A 16,793-nucleotide genomic window follows, 5' to 3' on the forward strand; every position below is an offset into this window, starting at 1 on the left:
GAGGGGGCGCCGATTGATTGAAGGCCAGCATACTGCGGCGCGGCGAGGCCCCGGAACCAGCGGTTTCGGGGCCTCGCGCCGCGGTGTCAGACGTCCGTGCGCTTGACGCGCCAGGCGGCGCCGCCGAGGACGGCGGCGATGTAGCCGCAGAAGACGGCCAGCCCCGCCCCCGGCGAGAGCGCGCCCTCCTGCGGCGTCACGGCCGTGAACGCGTCGCCCGCCTCGGAGGGCAGGTACCGCACGACGTCGCTCCAGCTGTCCGGGATCAGCAGCGCCGCCACCATGGCGAGCAGGAACATGACGCCGAACAGGGTGGTGATCGCGCCGGGCGTGGAGCGCAGCAGCGCACCGAGCCCCATGCCGAGGAGCCCCGAGCCGGTCAGCAGGAACGCGGTCCCGACCACCGCGCGGGCCACGCCCGGGTCGGACCAGGACGCGCCGTCCTCGATCACGGCCTGGCCCGCGGTGAAGGCCACCGCCGAGGCGGCCAGCGCGACGGCGAACACGACGGCGGTGAACACGGCGGCCTTGGCCCACAGCACCGGCAGGCGCCTCGGGACGGCCGCCATCGAGGAGCGGATCATCCCGGTGCTGTACTCCCCGGCCATGACCAGCACGCCGAGCGTGCCGAACGCCAGCAGCGTGAAGTTCGTGCCGGTGAGGCTCGCGCTCACCGGGTCGGTGGGCTCGTTGCCGGGAGGGCCGCTCTGCTCGGGGGTGCCGTACAACGACGAGGCGAGCATCCCGACGCCGACGAGCAGCAGCACGGCGACGCCGAGGGTGATGAGGGTCGAGCGCACGGACCAGAACTTGATCCATTCGCTCTTGACGACCCGCGGCAGGCTGACCCGCCTGCGGGGGAGGGCGAGGGCTGCGGCGGTCATCGCGAGGCTCCGATCGTGGCGGACTGGTATTCGACGGCGTCCCTGGTGAGCTCCATGAAGGCCTCCTCGAGGGACGGGCGGACGACGGTGAGTTCGTGCAGCGCCAGCCCTGCGGCGGCGGCCCGGTCGCCGATCTCCTCGGCGGACAGGCCCGTGACCTCGAACAGGCCCCGGTCGACGCTGAGCACGGTGGTCCCGGGCCCGGCGACGAGGTCGTGCAGCGCGTTCGCGTGCGGCGACCGCACCCGGACGCTCTCGTCGGCGGCGCTCTCGATGAACTCGCCCACCGAGACGTCGGCGATCAGGCGGCCCCTGCCGATCACGATCAGGTGCTCGGCGGTCAGCGCCATCTCGCTCATCAGGTGCGAGGAGACGAACACGGTCCGGCCGCGGTCGGCCAGGTCCCGCATGAGGTTGCGGATCCACAGCACGCCTTCGGGGTCGAGCCCGTTCGTGGGCTCGTCCAGGATGACGACCTCGGGGTCGGCGAGCAGCGCCGAGGCGATGCCGAGCCGCTGGCCCATGCCGAGGGAGAACCCGCCGACCCGCTTGCGGGCCACCTGGTGCAGCCCGACGAGGTCGATCACCTCGTCGACGCGGGACCGCGGGACGCCCGTGGTCGCGGCGAGGGCGAGCAGGTGGTGGTAGGCGGTGCGTCCGGTGTGGACGGCCTTCGCGTCGAGCAGGGCACCGGCCTGGAACATCGGGTCGGGGTGCTCGGCGTACGGGCGGCCGTTGACCGTGGCGGTGCCGGAGGTCGGCCGGTCCAGCCCGAGGACCATCCGCATGGTGGTCGACTTCCCGGAGCCGTTGGGGCCGAGGAACCCCGTCACGACGCCCGGCTCCACGGTGAAGGTGAGCCCGTCGACGGCGGTGGTGTCGCCGTAGCGCTTGGTGAGTTCGTGTACTTCGATCATGCGGTCCAGTCTCGCGACCGGGCCTTGTCATCGTCGTCGTCCGGACGCGGGCCGTTGACCTACCGCATCCGCGGTACCCCGCCCGCCCGCGGTTACCGCGAACGGACGACGCCCCGGGGACCCGCCGCCACGTACGATCTGGGGCATGGCATGGGGGACGGTCCGCGACCGGGTGCGAGCGCACCCGACGGCCGCCGACGCCGCCTTCGCGGTCCTGTTCGTCGGCCTGTTCACCATGGGCGCCTTCTTCGGCGAGCACCCCCGGTCGGAGAGCGTCGAACCCGACTGGGCCTACCTCGTCGCGGCCGCCGCCGCCCTCGCCGTCCTGACGCTGCGCCGCCGCCGGCCCGAGCGGGTCCTGATCCTCGCCACCGCGGTCCTGATCGTCGTCATGGTCGCCACCGGGGACCGCCACCCGCTCCTGATCGTGCCGTGGATGATCGCCGCCTACACGTTCGTCCGGCGCACCGGCCGGCGCCGCGCGTGGCTCGTGGCCGCGTCCTGCATCGCGGCCATGTACCTCGCGGGCGGCCTGTTCACCCCCGGCGGCTGGAGCGACCCCTCCAACCTTGGCGCCGTCGCCTGGCCGATCGCGATCGTGGCGATCGCCGACGCCGCCCGCAGCCGCCGCGCCTACATCACCGAGGTCGAGGAGCGCGCCCGCCGGGCCGAGGAGACCCGCGAGGAGGAGGCCCTGCGCCGGGTCGCCGAGGAGCGACTGCGCATCGCCCGCGAGCTGCACGACGTGGTCGCCCACCACATCGCGGTCATCAACGTGCAGGCCGGGGCCGCCGCGCACGTCCTCAAGACCCGGCCCGAGGCGGTCGAGCCCGCGCTCGGGCACATCCGCCGCGCCGCCGACACCGTCATGAAGGAGCTCGGCGCCGTCGTCGGGGTCCTGCGCGGGCCCGACGAGCTCGCGCCGCCGACCGAGCCGACCCGGGGCCTCGCCAGGCTCGCCGAGCTCCTCGACGCGTTCGCCGCCGCGGGGCTCCAGGTCGAGCACCGGCAGCGCGGCGAGGCCCGGGAGCTGCCCGCCGTGGTCGACCTCGCCGCGTACCGCATCGTCCAGGAGTCGCTGACGAACGCGCACAAGCACGGCACGGGGAAGGCCCGGCTCGACGTCGCCTACACGCCCGCCGCCGTCGTCGTCGACGTCCGCAACACCGCCGCCGCCTCCGGCGGGGGCACCGGCTACGGCCTCGTCGGCATGCGCGAGCGCGCCGCCGCGGCCGGAGGCACCGTCACCGCCGGCCGCGGCGGCGACGGCACGTTCGCCGTGCACGCGGAGCTGCCGGCCACCGCAGAGGAGCCGCCGTGACCATCCGCGTCCTGCTCGCCGACGACCAGGCGCTCATCCGCGCCGGGTTCTCGCTCATCATCGGCTCCGACCCCGAACTCGAGATCGTCGGCGAGGCCGTCGACGGGCGCGAGGCGGTCGAGCTGGCCCGCTCCGAACGCGCCGACGTCGTCCTCATGGACATCCGGATGCCCGGGGTCGACGGCATCGAGGCGACCAAGCGGATCGCCGCCGACGACGACCTCGCCGGGGTGCGCATCCTGGTGCTCACCACCTTCGAGAACGACGACAACGTGGTCCTCGCCCTGCGCGCGGGCGCCAGCGGCTTCCTCGGCAAGGGCGTCGAGCCCGAGGACCTGGTCCGCGCCATCAAAGTGGTCGCCTCCGGCGAGGCGCTGCTCTCGCCCGCCGCGACCAAGGGCATGATCGGCCGCTTCCTCGCCCAGGCCGAGCCCGGCCCGCTGCCCTCGCCCGAGCCGCTCCAGGTCCTCACCGAGCGCGAGCGCGAAGTGCTCGCCCTGGCCGCGCACGGCCTGTCGAACGACGACATCGCCGCCAAGCTCTACCTCTCGCCGCTGACCGCGAAGACGCACGTCAACCGGGCGATGACCAAGCTCGGGGTCCGCGACCGGGCCCAACTGGTGGTCATCGCCTACCAGACGGGCCTGGTCAGGCCGGGCGACCCGGTCCCGTGAAAGAACTTCCGGGAGGATGTCGAGAACCGCGAAGCGGCTCCGTCGTCCCACATGAACGCCGGAACCGCCGGCACCTGCAGGGGAGACCGACATGAAGTACGTCGTCCTGATCCACTCGAACCCGCAGCCGTGGGGGCACCCCACGGGGGAGTTCGTCGCCGAGAACCAGGCGCTGCCCGCCGCCGAGCGCGCGCGGCTGAACGCCGAGTTCGAGGCGCTCCTGGGCGAGCTGCACGAGAACGGCGAGCTCGTCACCGGCGAGGCCCTCGGCGACCCGACCACCTCGACGCTCTACCGCTGGAAGGACGGCGGCCCGCTGGCGACCGACGGCCCCTACTCCGAGTCCAAGGAGCACCTGGCCGGGTTCTTCCTCATCGACGTCTCGGGGCCCGAGCGCGCCCGCGAGATCGCGCGGGTCTTCTCCGGGCCGGGCGAGACGGTCGAGCTGCGGCCCGCGATGTGGCCCGGCGGCGAGGAGGGCTGATGGAAGGGGGCCTCGATGAAGTGTGGCGGCGCGAGTCGGCGCACGTCCTCGGGGCGCTGGTCCGCCGCTACGGCGACTTCGACGCCTGCGAGGACGCCGCCCAGGAGGCGGTGCTCGCGGCCGCGGTCCACTGGCCGCGCGAAGGCCTCCCGGCGAACCCGCGGGCCTGGCTGATCCGGGCCGCCTCCCGGCGGCTCGTCGACGGCTGGCGGAGCGCGCGGGCCAGGGCCGCCCGCGAGGTCGGCGACGCCGCCCGCGGGCCGGCCGCCGAACCGGTCGACCGGGACGACTCGCTCCACGTGCTCCTGCTCTGCTGCCACCCGGCGCTGTCCGAGGCCTCGCGGGTCGCCCTGACGCTGCGCGCCGTGGGCGGCCTGACGACCGAGCAGATCGCCGCCGCGTTCCTGGTGCCGGTGGCGACGACGGCCCAGCGCATCAGCCGGGCGAAGGCGACGCTGGCGCGGACCGGCGCGCGCCTGCGGGACGTCGCCGCGGACGACCTGCCCGGCCGCGTCCGCTCGGTGCGGCAGGTGCTGTACCTGGTCTTCAACGAGGGCTACACCCGCAGCGGCGGCCCGGCGCTGGTCGACGTCTCCCTCACCGGCGAGGCGATCCGGCTCGCGCGCGAACTCCGCGCCCGCCTCCCCAGCGACACCGAGACGGCGGGACTGCTGGCGCTGATGCTGCTGACGGACGCCCGCGCCGCCGCCCGCACCGACGAGCGGGGCGAGCTCGTGCCGCTGGCCGAGCAGGACCGCTCCCGCTGGGACCGGGCGAAGATCGCCGAGGGGACCGCGCTGCTGGAGCGGGCCCTGCCGGCCGGCCCCGTCGAGCCCTTCCAGCTCCAGGCGGCGATCGCCGCCGTGCACGACGAGGCCGCCGCGTACGGGGACACCGACTGGCCGCAGATCGCCGAGCTCTACCGGATGCTGGACCGTATCGCCCCGGGGCCGGTGGTGACGATGAACCGGGCCGTCGCGGTCGCGATGACCGACGGCCCCGAGCGGGCCCTGCGGCTGCTGGAACCGCTGCTGGAGGACCCGAAGCTGCGCGGCGGCCACCGCCTGCACGCCGTCAGGGCCCATCTGCACGAGCAGGCGGGCGACGTCGCCGCGGCGCGGGAGGCCTACCGGGAGGCGTCCCGGCTCACGACGAGCACGCCCGAGCAGCGGTACCTGTCGCGCCGGGCCCGGGCCCTCGACCAGCGGTGACGCCCCGCCGCGGGCCCGGACGCGACGAACCGGGGGCGCGGACGCGCCCCCGGTTCCACCCGCCCCCGGGTCTCACATGGCCGAGCCCGGCGGCGGGACGTCGCCGCGCCAGCTGCCGGACTCGTAGCCCTGGTTCTCGATGAAGTCCTTGAAGCGCTCCATGTCGCCCTTGACCCGCCGGTTGAGGACGCCGAGCTTGTCGGCCGCCTTCTCGGCGAAGCCCTCCGGGTCCAGGTCCATCTGGGCCGTGACCCTCGTGTTGTCGTCGTCGAGCCGGTGGAAGGTGACCACACCGGCGTGCGTGGGCCCGTTCAGGGACTTCCACGCCACCCGCTCGTCGGGGTGCTGCTCCGTGATCGAGGCGTCGAACTCGCGGGTGACCCCGCCGACGTTCGTCACCCAGTGCAGATGCGTGTCGTCGAGCTGCGTGATCGACTCGACGCCCTCCATGAACGAAGGGAAGGTCTCGAACTGCGTCCACTGGTTGTACGCCGTCGAGACGGGGACGTGGACGTCGACTGATTCGGTGATGGCGCCCATGGCACCCAACTCCTTCTGTCGTGGATCGTCTGTCCCCGGTCGATTACCCGCTCGGGCGGAGACGACACGTCCCCGGCCCCGATCGGGCCCCGACCGGGACCAGGGTCACTCTGACCGCCGCGCGGCCGCCCGTCCCCGGTTCGGCGAATCCGGGCTGCGCCGACCGGCCCGATGGGACAATGACGCCCGTGCGCGAACGCGACGGGCGTACGAACGGGCCGATCGGGTAAGCCTGGGAGGGAACCGGTACGGGGCGAACGAGAGGAGGCGCCGACGTGGCGCTGCGCATCGAGGAATACGGCATGATCGGCGACCTCCAGACCGCCGCCCTGGTCGGCTCGGACGGCTCCATCGACTGGCTGTGCCTGCCGCGGTTCGACTCCGCGGCCTGCTTCGCCGCCCTCCTGGGCGGCGACGAGCACGGCTCCTGGCGCCTCGGCCCCGCCGAGGGCGGCCGCTGCACCCGCCGCCGCTACCGCGGCGACACCCTCATCCTCGAGACCGAGTGGGACACCCCCCAGGGCAGCGTCCGCGTCACCGACGCGATGCCGCCCCGCGGCGAGGCCGCCGACGTCGTCCGCGTCGTCGAGGGGCTCGGCGGCCGGGTCCTCATGCGCACCGAGATGCGCCTGCGGTTCGGCTACGGCAAGGTCACCCCGTGGGTCCGCTGCCACGAGGGGCACCTCTCCGCCATCGCCGGACCCGACGCCGCCTGGCTCGACGCCGACGTGCCGCTCGTCCTGGAGGACGCCGCCGCGCACGCCGAGTTCAGCGTCGGCGAGGGCCAGAAGGTCACGTTCGTCCTCACCCACCAGCCCTCCCACCACGACCGCCCTCCCAAGCCCGACGCCCTGGACGCGATCGCCGACACCGAGGCGTTCTGGACCGACTGGATCGAGGACCTGCGCTACGAGGGCGAGTGGAGCGAGGCCGTCCGCCGCTCCGTCATCACCCTCAAGGCCCTCACCTACGCCCCGACCGGCGGCATCCTCGCCGCCGCCACGACCTCCCTCCCCGAGGAGATCGGCGGCGTCCGCAACTGGGACTACCGGTTCTGCTGGCTCCGCGACGCCTCGTTCGTCCTCCAGGCGATGCTCGGCACCGGCTTCCTCGCCGAGGCCAAGGCCTGGCGCCAGTGGCTGCTGCGCGCCGCCGCCGGCGACCCCGCCGAGCTCCAGATCATGTACGGCCTCGACGGCCTGCACTGGCTGCCCGAGAACGTCCTCGACTGGCTCCCCGGCTACGAGGGCTCGGCCCCCGTGCGCATCGGGAACGCCGCCACCCGCCAGTTCCAGCTCGACGTCTGGGGCGAGACCATCGACGCGCTGCACCTCGCGCGCCAGGCCGACGGGATGCCCGACGAGGACGCCTGGGACCTCCAGCTGGCGCTGATGGCGTTCGTCTCCGAGAACTGGGACCGCCCCGACGACAGCCTGTGGGAGGTCCGCGGCGAGCAGCGCCACTTCGTCCACTCCAAGGTCATGGCCTGGGCCGCGTTCGACCGCGCCGTCCAGGCCGTCGAGCGCTTCGGCCTCGACGGCCCGGTCGAGCGGTGGCGGGAGCTGCGCGACCGCGTCCACGCCCAGGTCTGCGAGCAGGGCTTCGACGCCTCCCGCAACACCTTCACCCAGTTCTACGGGTCCAAGGGCCTGGACGCGGCCCTCCTGCTGCTCCCGCAGGTCGGCTTCCTGCCGTGGAGCGACCCCCGCATCGTCGGCACCGTCGAGGCCGTCCAGCGCGAACTGGCCCACGGCGAGTACGTCCTGCGCTACGACACCGAGGCCGACAGCGGCGTCGACGGCCTGCCCGGCAAGGAGGGCGCGTTCCTCGCCTGCACGTTCTGGCTCGTGGACGCCCTCCACGGGATCGGCCGCGCCGACGAGGCCCGGGAGCTGTTCGAGCGGCTCCTCAAGACCCGCAACGACCTCGGTCTCCTCAGCGAGGAGTACGACCCCCGCACCGGCCGCCACCTCGGCAACACCCCGCAGGCCTACAGCCATGTGGGCCTGGTGAACTCGGCGCGCCGCCTCAGCGGCGCGCACTCGGCCAAGGACCCGCACGCCGTCGAGCGGCAGGGCACATCGGAAGGGAAGGGGTGAGCGCCATGCGCGCACTGACCGTCAAGCCCGAGCAGCAGGGCTCGCTGGAGCTGGTGGAGATGGACGAGCCGGCGCCCGCGGAGGGCGAGCTGCTGGTGGACGCGATCGCGCTCGGCGTGTGCGGCACCGACAGGGAGCTCGCGAACGGCGAGTACGGCTGGGCCCCTGAGGGGTCCGACCGGCTCGTCATCGGGCACGAGTCCCTCGGCCGGGTCCGCGAGGCCCCCGAGGGCAGCGGCTTCGCCTCCGGCGACCTCGTCGTCGGCATCGTGCGCCGCCCCGACCCGGTCCCGTGCGGCGCCTGCGCGCGCGGCCTGTTCGACAACTGCCGCAACGGCGAGTACACCGAGCGCGGCATCAAGGAGATCCACGGCTACGGCAGCGAGGCCTGGGTCGTGGAGTCCGACTACGCGATCAAGCTCGACCCCGCGCTCACCGAAGTGGGCGTCCTCATGGAGCCGATGAGCGTGCTCGCCAAGGCGTGGGAGCAGGTCGACAAGGTCGGCGGCCGCTCCTGGTTCGAGCCGAAGTCGGTCCTGGTCACCGGCGCCGGGCCGATCGGCCTCCTCGCCGCGCTCGTCGGCGCCCAGCGCGGCCTCGACGTGCACGTCCTCGACCGCAACACCGAAGGGCCCAAGCCGAAGCTCGTCAAGGCGCTCGGGGCGACCTACCACACCGACGGCCTCGCGAAGGCGATCGAGGGGACCGAGCCGGACATCGTCATCGAGGCCACCGGCGCGAACGCGCTCGTGCTCGAGGCCATGGCCGCGACCGGCGCGTACGGGGTCACCTGCCTGACGGGCGTCTCGCCCGCCGGGCGCACGATCGACGTCGACGCGGGGGCGCTGAACCGCGAGCTGGTGCTGGAGAACGACGTCGTCGTCGGCTCGGTCAACGCGAACCACTCGCACTTCAACAAGGCCGCCGAGTACCTCCTGGAGGCCGACCACGACTGGCTCAAGGGCCTCATCACCCGCCGCGTGGCCCTCGAGGACTACGAGCAGGCCTTCGGGAAGAGCTCGGGCGACGAGGTCAAAGTGGTCATCGACCTCGAGTCCTGACGAGGCGGCGCCCCGGGCCGCGGCCCGGGGCGCCGGCCGCTCAATAGGAGCTCAGCGCGATCGTCGGCGAGTACCGGGCCGCCTTCGCCGCCGGGTACACCCCCGCCACCGCGCCGACGGCGACCGTGGCCGCCGCCGCCAGCGCCAGCGCCCACAGCGGGATCGCGACCGGCCAGCCCTGCCACAGCGCGAACCCCGCCGTGACCGCGCCGCCCAGGACCGCCCCGCCGATCCCGCCCGCGCCCGCCAGGAGCATCGACTCGGCCAGGAACTGGAGGCGGATGTGCGCCCGGGTCGCCCCCAGCGAGCGGCGCAGCCCGATCTCGCTGCGCCGCTCCAGCACCGCGATCACCATCGTGTTCGCCACGCCGATCCCCCCGACCAGCAGCGCCACCCCGCCGAGGCTCAGCAGCAGCGTCGTCAGCGTCCGGTCCGTCGCGGCCTTGGCGGCCAGCGCGTCCGATGGCCGCGACACCACGGTCTCCTGCGGCGCCTCCGGGTTCGCCGTCGCCGCGAGCACCTCCCGCACCGCCGCCACCGTCTCGTCCGGCGAGCGCTCGAAGATCGTGGTCGGCGCGCCGTCGAAGCCCAGCTCCGCCTCGGCCGCGGGCCAGCCGACGAGGGCGCTCGCGTCCAGCTCCGGCGCGAGCGGCACCGGTTCGAGCACGCCCACCACCGTGAAGCGCGCGTCGCCGATCCACACCGCGACGGAGCCGTCCGCCACCGAGATCCCGAGCCGCTCGGCCGTGGTCGCCCCCAGCACCGTCGTCGGGTACGCCGCGAGCGCCTCGTCCAGGAACCGCCCCGCCGCGACCTCGCCGCCCACCGTGCCCAGCAGGTCCACCGTGGCCGCGTACACCGCGATGCCGTTGCTGCGGTTCGGGTCGATCGCCTCATTGCGGTACACGTTCGCGTCGACCTCGCCGATCGCGCCCACCGACGTCACCGGGCCGATCCGCCCCACCATCTCCACGCTCTCGGGCGGCAGGCTCGCCTCCTCGCCGGTGATCGACCGCCCCGGGCTCACCGTCAGCAGGTTCGTGCCGAGCCGCTCCAGCTGCGCCTCCACCTCCGCCCGGCTCGACGCCGAGATCCCGACCACGACCACCATCGCGGCGATCCCGACCGCGATCCCCAGCGCCGACAGCACCGCCCGCAGGGGCCGCGCCCGCATCCCGGCCGCCGCCAGCCCCGCCAGGTCCGCGCCCCGCAGGCGCGAGGGCTCCGGCGTCATCCCCGCACCGCCTCGTCCGACTCGATCCGCCCGTCCCGCATCCGCACCCGCCGCGGCATCGCCGCCGCCACCTGCGGGTCGTGCGTGATGACGACGACCGCGGTCCCGCCGCGGTGCAGGTCCACCAGCAGCTCCACGATCGCCTCCCCGGTGGCGCTGTCCAGCGCGCCCGTCGGCTCGTCGGTCAGCAGCAGCCCCGGATCGCCCACCAGCGCCCGCGCGATCGCGACCCGCTGGCGCTGGCCGCCGGACAGCTCGCCCGGCCGGTGGTGCGCCCGGTCGCCCAGCCCGACGCGCTCGAGCGTCTCGGCGGCGGCCGCGCGGCGCTCGCGCCGGGGCCGGCCGGTGTAGAGCAGCCCGTCGGCCACGTTGTCGAGCGCGCCGGCGCCCGGCGCGAGGAAGAACTGCTGGAAGACGAACCCGATGCGGTGGGCGCGGATCGCCGCCAGCCGCCGGTCCGAGCAGGCCGACAGGTCGCGGCCGTCGATGCGGACGGTCCCGGCGTCGGCGCGGTCGAGGGTCCCCGCGATGTTGAGCAGTGTGGACTTCCCCGAGCCGGAGGGGCCCACGACGGCGAGCAGCTCGCCCGGCCGCACCGTGAGGTCCACCCCGCGCAGGGCCGCCACCGGAGGCCGCCCCGGATAGGTCCGGTCGACGCCGGCGAGTTCGACCACCGGCGGCGGGTCCGGTCGCGGGGGTTCGGCGTCCGGCGACGGCGCCGCGTCCGGACCCGCCCGCCCGGCCGAGGGCGCTTCGGCGTCGGCCCGCACGCGTACGGCGGTGCTAGTCTGATCGTCCACGAGAAATCATCCTCTCTGGGTGTGGCCTGGCGCGGCTTGTGTCCAGCTTTCGCCGCGCCAGGCACATGGCACTCCCGCGGGCGGTCCGGCGCTCAACGACCCGCCGTCCCCACCTCGGTGCCCTCGGCCAGGCCCTCGCCGGAGACCTCGACCCTCCCCTCCGAGAACAGCCCCGTCTCCACGGCGACGACGGTGTCCTGCCCGGCCAGTTGCAGCCCGAAGCCGCCCTCGGAGAGGGCCAGCAGCGCCGCGACCGGCACCAGCAGCACGTCCTCGCGCCGCTCGACGACGACCTCCACGCTCACCGGCGCGCCGATCTGCTCCTGCGGCACCGGTTCGGCCAGCGCGACCTCGACGCGGGCGACCGGTTCGGCCTCCTCGCCCTCGGCCTCGGCGTCCCCCTCGACCACCTCCCGCCGGGCCACCGTCCCGGCGGCGGGCGTTCCGTCGGCGAGCAGGACCCGCACCTCGGTGCCGGTCTCGACCAGGTCGAGGTCGCCCACCTCGACCTCCATGGCGGCGAGCACCTCCGAGCCGCTGAGGTCGAGCACGGCGTCGCCCGCGCCCACGGTCTCGCCGACGGCGACGTGGAGGCGGTCGACCACGCCGCCCTCGGCCGCGAAGACCACGGCGTCCGCCCCGACCTCGCCGGTCTTCTCCACGCCGAGGTCCCGCTGCCAGCGCCGGACCGCTTCGGCGGTGTACCAGGTGAACTCGCGGTCGACGGTGAACCCCTCGTACCCGAGGGCGTCGAGGCCCCGCTCCAGCTGCTCGACGTCGCGGCCCTCGTCGCCGGGGCCGAGGCCCCGGTACATCGGGATGACCCCTTCGAGGAGGACGACCGGCCGCTCGTCCACATGGGCGACGGCGTCGCCGAAGCCGAGCTCGTCGCCGACCTCGGGGAGGCGGGTGACGGTGCCCGAGGCGGCCGGGCCGACGGTGGCGGGCGCGCCGTGGCCGAGGGTGCCCTTCCAGGTCTCGACGGCGGTGATGTCGCCGCGTTCGACGACGGCCGTGGGCATGTCGTCGGCCGGGGCCGCCTCCTCCGCGGCGCCGCCGCGCGCGCCGAGGACGACGAGGGTCGTCGCGCCCGCGGACAGGACCGCGGCGGCCGCGACCGCCGGCCACAGCAGCCGCCTCATCCGCCGGTCCCGTCGAGGAGGTGCTCGCAGGCGGCGAACGCCGCGTCGAGGAGCTCGGGGTCCATCTCCTCGAACCGGGCGGTGTCCTCGAGGTCGTCGGAGATGTCGAGCCCCTGCTCCCGCAGGCACTCGGTGTGCGCCAGGAGCGCCTCCTCGTCGATGTCGACGTCCTCGACCTCGTCGAAGGCGGGCAGCTCGTCCTCGCACGCGGCGATCGCGGCGGTGATCTCGGCCTCGGTGTGCTCGCCGGACGAGGTGGCCGCCTCCAGCAGCCCCTCGAGCCCGGCCTCCGGGTCGGGCATGTCGATGCCGTTGTCGCGCATGCATTCGGCGAAGACGAGCGCCTGGGCGTCGTCGCTCGCCGCGGTGGTCTCGGCGGCCGGTTCGGTGCCGTCGCCGCCGGCGGTCGCGACCTGGTCGCCCGCGCCGTCGTCGGAGCAGGCGCCCAGCAGGGCGGTCGCGGCGAGCGCCGCGAGGATCGATGTCAGGTGTCGTCGCATCACTTGTTCCCCATTCGTCTCAGAGGTCTTGGCGGCGGAAGTCGGCCACGGCGTAGGCCGCGAGGCCCGCGACCACGGCGGCGAACACGAGTCCGGCGAGGAGCGGGTCGGCCCTGGCCCCGCCGTCGGCGAGCAGCGCCGGGGTGGAGCCCGCGATGTCGGTCATCGCCTGCCCGGCCGAGAACGGCAGGTACGCGCCGACGCGGGCGAGCCAGTCCTGGCCCGAGAGCGTCCCGATCGACCCGAACAGCGGCTCGACGACGTTGGGCACCAGCACGATCACGGCCAGGCCGATCACCTGGGAGCGGGCGGCCACGGTCACGGCCAGGCCGATGAGCGCCCAGCCCGCGACCTGGAGGAGGTGCGCGGCGTGGAAGCCGACGAGGAGCCCGGCCGGCGCGGCGAGGTCGATCCGGCCGGCGAGGGTCGCCGCGCCGACCGCCCACGAGGCCGCGAGGCCCGCGGCGCCGATCGCGATCGCGAAGCAGGCCACCGTGACCGCCTTCGCGGTGAGCGCGGCGGTCCGGTCCGGGGTGACGAGCGCCGTGGTGCGCAGGGTCCGGTGCCGGTACTCGGCGCCGACGGCGAGCACGCCGATCAGGCCCGCCGCGAGCGGCGCGAAGGAGGAGCGGCCGATGACCATGACCACGGCCTCGGCGGACCCGACGGCGAGCCCGAGGTCCCCGACCCCGACCGTCACGGACGCGTACCCCCAGGTGACGACGGCGGTGGCGGCCACGGCGACGGCGGCGATCCACCACGTGGACCGCAGGGTCAGCAGGCGGGTCCATTCGTAGGCGAGGGCGTTCCGGCTCATCGGGCCGCTCCGATCCGGCCCGCGTCGGGCTCGTACTCGACCGACGCGGCCGAGGCGTTGAGGAAGGCCTCCTCGAGGCTGCCGCTGACGGCCACGAGCTCGGTGACCAGGAGCCGCCGGGCCGCGGCGACCTCGGCGACGGCCGTGACGTCGAGACCGGTGACCGTGAACCGCCCGCCGTCGCGTTCGGACACGGCGCCCCCCGCGTCCTCGACCGCGGCCGCGAGCAGCTCGGGCTCGGCGGCGCGGACGCGGACGCGCTGCGACCCGTGCTCGGCCATGAACGCCGCCAGCGCGCAGTCGGCGATGAGGCGCCCCTGGCCGATGACGACGACGTGCTCGGCGAAGGACTCCAGGTCCGCCAGCAGGTGCGAGGACACGAAGACGGTGTTCCCCTCGGCCGCGTACCGCTCGAGGAAGCCGCGCAGCCACCGCATCCCCTGCGGGTCCATGCCGTTCGCCGGCTCGTCGAGCAGGAGCGTGTCCGGGCTGCCGACGAGCGCGCAGGCGAGTCCGAGCCGCTGGCTCATGCCGAGCGAGAACCCCTTCGGCGGCCGGTCGGCGACCGCCCGCAGCCCGACCTGCTCGAGCACCTCGTCGGCGCGGGCGGGCGGCAGGCCCGCGCCGCGCGCGACCATCCGCAGGTGGTGGCGGGCGCTGCGCCGCGGGTGGAAGGCGCCGGAGTCGAGGAGCGCGCCGACGCGGCGCACCGGGTCCTCCAGTTCGCGGTAGGTCCGCCCGTCGAAGCGGGTCTCGCCCTCCCCGAGGTCGAGGCCGAGCATGAGCCGCATGGTCGTGGACTTCCCGGACCCGTTGGGGCCCAGGAAGCCGGTGACCCGGCCGGGTTCGACGGTGAACGAGACGTCGTGGACGGCGCGCTTGTCGCCGAACCGCTTGCTCAGCCCGCGGGCTTCGATGCGCGCCATCAGGACTCCTCTGGTCTCGGTTGGTCGGGTCCGCCGAGGTCGAAGGTCCTGTCGACGGACGCCTCGGCGGGGGCGGCGTGCGCGATGAGGAGGACCGCGGCCCGCTCGGACCAGTCGCGCATCTCGGCGGCGAGCCGGTCGCGGCCCTCGTCGTCGAGGCCGTTGAACGGCTCGTCGAGGATCGCGACGTCGAAGGCGCCGAGCGTGCACATCACCAGCCAGAGCTTGCGGCGGTTCCCGGTGGAGAGGGCCTTGGCCTCGGTGGACATCCAGTCGCCGAGCCCGTAGGCGCGGGCGCGCCCGTGCGCGGCGGCGGGATCGGCCCCGATGCCGCGGGAGGCGAAGGACAGGTGGTCGCGGGCGGTCAGGTTGGGGTACAGGGCCGGCTCGGTGCGGCAGACGCGGCGCCGGCGGCGGGCGGCCGGGTCGCCCGCCTCGCGGCCCGCCACCGTGACCGTGCCGCTCCAGGGCCGGAGGTAGCCGCTGCACAGCTCCGCGAGGGTGGACTTGCCCGAGCCGTTGCGGCCCCGGACCTGGGTCGTCCCGCGGTCGGGGAACGAGGCCGAGAAGCCCTGGAAGACCGGCTTCCCGCGCTCGTATCCGGCGGTCAGGTCGACGATGTCGACGGCAGCGCGCGTATCCTGCGCTCCACGCATGCGAAGGCACCTCCTAGCAGGCAGATCGTGTAGGCGCCGGCCATGGCCCGGCCGGCGGGCAGTGCGGATGAGAAGGGGAGCAGCACCGGGGCCGCCAGGACCATCGCCAGGACCGCTCCGACCAGGTTGGGCGCGAGCGTCCCGTCGGCGTTGCGCGGCGGCCGGGTGGTCGTCTCCGCGACGAGCGCGGCGGCCGCGGCCGCGGCCGCCGCGCTCGTCGCGGCTCCCGGGGCGGCCGCGGCGCCCGCCGCCACCGCGGCGGCGGCATCGAGGACGATGCCCATGAGGGCCGCCGGGAGCGCGCAGACGGCGACCGCGGCGAGCGCGACCGACCGGCTCGAACGCCCTGCCTCGTAGGCGAACCGGTACTGCGCCGAGTAGGTCACGGGGCCCACGGCCCGGAGCGTGAGTTCGGCGGTCCCGAGCGCGGTGGCGAGCGCGACCGCGGCGATCCCGAACGCGGTCCGGTCCGGCACCGCCTGGAGCGGCAGCCACGCCGCCCCGGAGGCGAGCGCGCCGAGGCCGGCGGCCAGGACGGCGGCGGCGACGGCGACGGACCGCCGCACCGGCACGTAGAAGGGGCTGCGCCGCAGCTCCGCGGCGAGGACGCCGATGAGCGACCGCGGCGCGGCGCCGCGGTACGCCCTCGCCGGAGGGACCTGCTGGATCGGGAAGGACTCGGCCGACAGGCGCCGCACGTCCACCGCCGCGGCGATCAGCGCCGCGGCGCCGACCGCGGCCGAGGCCAGGGCCAGCGCGGTCGTGAACGCTCCGGCGTCGCCGCGGCCGAGCCACGCGGCCGGCCCGGCGTCGAGCATCGGCTCGACGAGCAGCGCCGACGTCGCCCACGCCGCGGCGAAGGCGAGCGCGACGAGGCCCGGCACCGCCCACGGCCTGTGGACCGCCGGGCGCACGCTGCGCCGCGCCGACCGGGCGGCGACCGCATTCGTGGCGGCCCAGGCCGCGGCCGGCACCGCGAGCACTGCCGCGACGGTGGCGGCCGAGGGGTCCAGGCGCGGGGCGAAGGCGGCCAGGAACATCGCGTCCACCACGGCCACGGCTGCGAAGTATCCGGTGATCCTGATGCCGCAGTAGACGACGAGCACGTCGCGGGCGGAGAGGTCCAGGGCCCGGAAGAACGCCGTGTTCGGCGAGTTCGACACCTGGAACCGCCTGCCGGAGAAGGCCTCCCGCAGCAGGTAGCCGCCGCCCGCGTAGAGGTTGGCGACGCCGAGCACGACCAGGAGCCCCTGCGCGGAGGCCGCGTGCTCGGCCAGCAGCGCGTTCGCGAGGGCGAACGCCGCGGCCGAGGCCGCCGCCAGGAGCGCGAACCCGAGGAGCACCGCGCCGCCGAGCGCCGTCTGGAAGGGCCGCAGGCCCGTCGACAGCCGCAGCGCGGTGAGCAGTTCGAGGTGCCGGAAGTCGAGCACCGCGCCGAAGCGGCGGAGCGCGGCCCGGCCGGGCCGGTCCGGCCCGGAGGCGTCCGGGCCGGCCCGCACCGCCGTCGCGTGAGCGCTCATCGGGAGT

At 75.0% G+C, this 16,793-nt stretch carries 17 protein-coding genes; 6 read left to right on the plus strand and 11 right to left on the minus strand.

The features are described 5' to 3' along the window. Nucleotides 1-86: 86 nt before the first annotated feature. Together LO763_RS19075 and LO763_RS19080 are read right to left on the minus strand one after the other, a co-directional pair. Nucleotides 87-884: a hypothetical protein gene (locus LO763_RS19075; RefSeq protein ID WP_230787361.1), complete on the minus strand. Its 798-nt coding sequence runs from the start codon at nucleotides 882-884 to the stop codon at nucleotides 87-89. After that, on the minus strand, nucleotides 881-1,801 hold the full coding sequence (locus tag LO763_RS19080) for an ABC transporter ATP-binding protein (protein WP_230787363.1): 921 nt from the start codon (nucleotides 1,799-1,801) through the stop codon (nucleotides 881-883). Before LO763_RS19080 ends, LO763_RS19075 begins: the two co-directional genes overlap by 4 nt. Nucleotides 1,802-1,946: 145 nt before the next feature. Between LO763_RS19080 and LO763_RS19085 the strand changes: the two genes are divergently transcribed. The 4 genes from LO763_RS19085 (at nucleotide 1,947) to LO763_RS19100 (ending at nucleotide 5,491) form a co-directional block, all read left to right on the plus strand. Continuing rightward, on the plus strand, nucleotides 1,947-3,122 hold the full coding sequence (locus tag LO763_RS19085; protein WP_230787365.1) for a sensor histidine kinase: 1,176 nt from the start codon (nucleotides 1,947-1,949) through the stop codon (nucleotides 3,120-3,122). Further along, complete coding sequence (locus LO763_RS19090; protein ID WP_230787369.1) at nucleotides 3,119-3,796, plus strand: response regulator; 678 nt, start codon at nucleotides 3,119-3,121, stop codon at nucleotides 3,794-3,796. The genes LO763_RS19085 and LO763_RS19090 overlap by 4 nt, the downstream gene beginning before the upstream one ends. A 91-nt stretch (nucleotides 3,797-3,887) precedes the next feature. Then, a complete protein-coding gene (locus tag LO763_RS19095; protein ID WP_230787371.1) occupies nucleotides 3,888-4,280 on the plus strand; it encodes a YciI family protein in 393 nt (130 codons plus the stop codon). Then, entirely contained in the window at nucleotides 4,280-5,491 is a 1,212-nt protein-coding gene (locus LO763_RS19100) for an RNA polymerase sigma factor (protein WP_230787374.1), read from the plus strand. Before LO763_RS19095 ends, LO763_RS19100 begins: the two co-directional genes overlap by 1 nt. 72 nt (nucleotides 5,492-5,563) lie before the next feature. On the opposite strand, the gene LO763_RS19105 is transcribed toward LO763_RS19100, so the two are convergent. After that, complete coding sequence (locus tag LO763_RS19105) at nucleotides 5,564-6,031, minus strand: SRPBCC family protein (RefSeq protein ID WP_230787379.1); 468 nt, start codon at nucleotides 6,029-6,031, stop codon at nucleotides 5,564-5,566. Nucleotides 6,032-6,333: 302 nt separating this feature from the next. Here LO763_RS19105 and LO763_RS19110 point away from each other — a divergent pair, with 302 nt between their 5' ends. Both LO763_RS19110 and LO763_RS19115 read left to right on the plus strand, forming a co-directional pair. Next, nucleotides 6,334-8,130: a glycoside hydrolase family 15 protein gene (locus LO763_RS19110; protein ID WP_439650306.1), complete on the plus strand. Its 1,797-nt coding sequence runs from the start codon at nucleotides 6,334-6,336 to the stop codon at nucleotides 8,128-8,130. A gap of 5 nt (nucleotides 8,131-8,135) precedes the next feature. After that, a complete protein-coding gene (locus LO763_RS19115; protein WP_230787385.1) occupies nucleotides 8,136-9,191 on the plus strand; it encodes a glucose 1-dehydrogenase in 1,056 nt (351 codons plus the stop codon). Between the two features lie 40 nt (nucleotides 9,192-9,231). Here the strand turns inward: LO763_RS19115 and LO763_RS19120 are convergent, their stop codons facing one another. The 8 genes from LO763_RS19120 to LO763_RS19155 form a co-directional block, all read right to left on the minus strand. Beyond that, nucleotides 9,232-10,425, minus strand: coding sequence for an ABC transporter permease (locus LO763_RS19120; RefSeq protein WP_230787388.1), 1,194 nt, complete (start codon nucleotides 10,423-10,425; stop codon nucleotides 9,232-9,234). Continuing rightward, a complete protein-coding gene (locus LO763_RS19125; RefSeq protein WP_369432034.1) occupies nucleotides 10,422-11,099 on the minus strand; it encodes an ABC transporter ATP-binding protein in 678 nt (225 codons plus the stop codon). Before LO763_RS19125 ends, LO763_RS19120 begins: the two co-directional genes overlap by 4 nt. A 218-nt stretch (nucleotides 11,100-11,317) precedes the next feature. Beyond that, complete coding sequence (locus LO763_RS19130) at nucleotides 11,318-12,367, minus strand: peptidoglycan-binding protein (protein WP_230787392.1); 1,050 nt, start codon at nucleotides 12,365-12,367, stop codon at nucleotides 11,318-11,320. After that, the gene (locus tag LO763_RS19135; protein WP_230787394.1) at nucleotides 12,364-12,867 is read right to left on the minus strand and encodes a hypothetical protein; all 504 of its coding nucleotides are present in this window, start codon (nucleotides 12,865-12,867) and stop codon (nucleotides 12,364-12,366) included. The genes LO763_RS19130 and LO763_RS19135 overlap by 4 nt, the downstream gene beginning before the upstream one ends. A gap of 19 nt (nucleotides 12,868-12,886) precedes the next feature. Further along, complete coding sequence (locus LO763_RS19140) at nucleotides 12,887-13,684, minus strand: hypothetical protein (RefSeq protein WP_230787395.1); 798 nt, start codon at nucleotides 13,682-13,684, stop codon at nucleotides 12,887-12,889. Then, a complete protein-coding gene (locus tag LO763_RS19145; protein WP_230787397.1) occupies nucleotides 13,681-14,610 on the minus strand; it encodes an ATP-binding cassette domain-containing protein in 930 nt (309 codons plus the stop codon). Before LO763_RS19145 ends, LO763_RS19140 begins: the two co-directional genes overlap by 4 nt. Then, nucleotides 14,610-15,266 (minus strand): ABC transporter ATP-binding protein, encoded by a 657-nt coding sequence (locus LO763_RS19150; RefSeq protein ID WP_230787399.1) that lies wholly within the window; start codon nucleotides 15,264-15,266, stop codon nucleotides 14,610-14,612. Before LO763_RS19150 ends, LO763_RS19145 begins: the two co-directional genes overlap by 1 nt. Further along, a complete protein-coding gene (locus LO763_RS19155; RefSeq protein ID WP_230787404.1) occupies nucleotides 15,218-16,786 on the minus strand; it encodes a hypothetical protein in 1,569 nt (522 codons plus the stop codon). The genes LO763_RS19150 and LO763_RS19155 overlap by 49 nt, the downstream gene beginning before the upstream one ends. Nucleotides 16,787-16,793: the final 7 nt, after the last annotated feature.

The organism is Glycomyces amatae, assembly GCF_020991375.1.
In the GTDB taxonomy this organism is placed as follows: Bacteria; Actinomycetota; Actinomycetes; order Mycobacteriales; family Micromonosporaceae; genus Glycomyces; species Glycomyces amatae.

What these genes read in the sequence shown, in the direction of transcription:
- LO763_RS19075 (WP_230787361.1), bottom strand. Translation starts at nt 884, where the DNA reads ATGACCGCCGCAGCCCTCGCCCTCCCCCGCAGGCGGGTCAGCCTGCCG.
- LO763_RS19080 (WP_230787363.1), bottom strand. Translation starts at nt 1,801, where the DNA reads ATGATCGAAGTACACGAACTCACCAAGCGCTACGGCGACACCACCGCC.
- LO763_RS19085 (WP_230787365.1), top strand. Translation starts at nt 1,947, where the DNA reads ATGGCATGGGGGACGGTCCGCGACCGGGTGCGAGCGCACCCGACGGCC.
- LO763_RS19095 (WP_230787371.1), top strand. Translation starts at nt 3,888, where the DNA reads ATGAAGTACGTCGTCCTGATCCACTCGAACCCGCAGCCGTGGGGGCAC.
- LO763_RS19100 (WP_230787374.1), top strand. Translation starts at nt 4,280, where the DNA reads ATGGAAGGGGGCCTCGATGAAGTGTGGCGGCGCGAGTCGGCGCACGTC.
- LO763_RS19105 (WP_230787379.1), bottom strand. Translation starts at nt 6,031, where the DNA reads ATGGGCGCCATCACCGAATCAGTCGACGTCCACGTCCCCGTCTCGACG.
- LO763_RS19110 (WP_439650306.1), top strand. Translation starts at nt 6,334, where the DNA reads ATGATCGGCGACCTCCAGACCGCCGCCCTGGTCGGCTCGGACGGCTCC.
- LO763_RS19115 (WP_230787385.1), top strand. Translation starts at nt 8,136, where the DNA reads ATGCGCGCACTGACCGTCAAGCCCGAGCAGCAGGGCTCGCTGGAGCTG.
- LO763_RS19120 (WP_230787388.1), bottom strand. Translation starts at nt 10,425, where the DNA reads ATGACGCCGGAGCCCTCGCGCCTGCGGGGCGCGGACCTGGCGGGGCTG.
- LO763_RS19130 (WP_230787392.1), bottom strand. Translation starts at nt 12,367, where the DNA reads ATGAGGCGGCTGCTGTGGCCGGCGGTCGCGGCCGCCGCGGTCCTGTCC.
- LO763_RS19135 (WP_230787394.1), bottom strand. Translation starts at nt 12,867, where the DNA reads ATGCGACGACACCTGACATCGATCCTCGCGGCGCTCGCCGCGACCGCC.
- LO763_RS19140 (WP_230787395.1), bottom strand. Translation starts at nt 13,684, where the DNA reads ATGAGCCGGAACGCCCTCGCCTACGAATGGACCCGCCTGCTGACCCTG.
- LO763_RS19145 (WP_230787397.1), bottom strand. Translation starts at nt 14,610, where the DNA reads ATGGCGCGCATCGAAGCCCGCGGGCTGAGCAAGCGGTTCGGCGACAAG.
- LO763_RS19150 (WP_230787399.1), bottom strand. Translation starts at nt 15,266, where the DNA reads ATGCGTGGAGCGCAGGATACGCGCGCTGCCGTCGACATCGTCGACCTG.
- LO763_RS19155 (WP_230787404.1), bottom strand. Translation starts at nt 16,786, where the DNA reads ATGAGCGCTCACGCGACGGCGGTGCGGGCCGGCCCGGACGCCTCCGGG.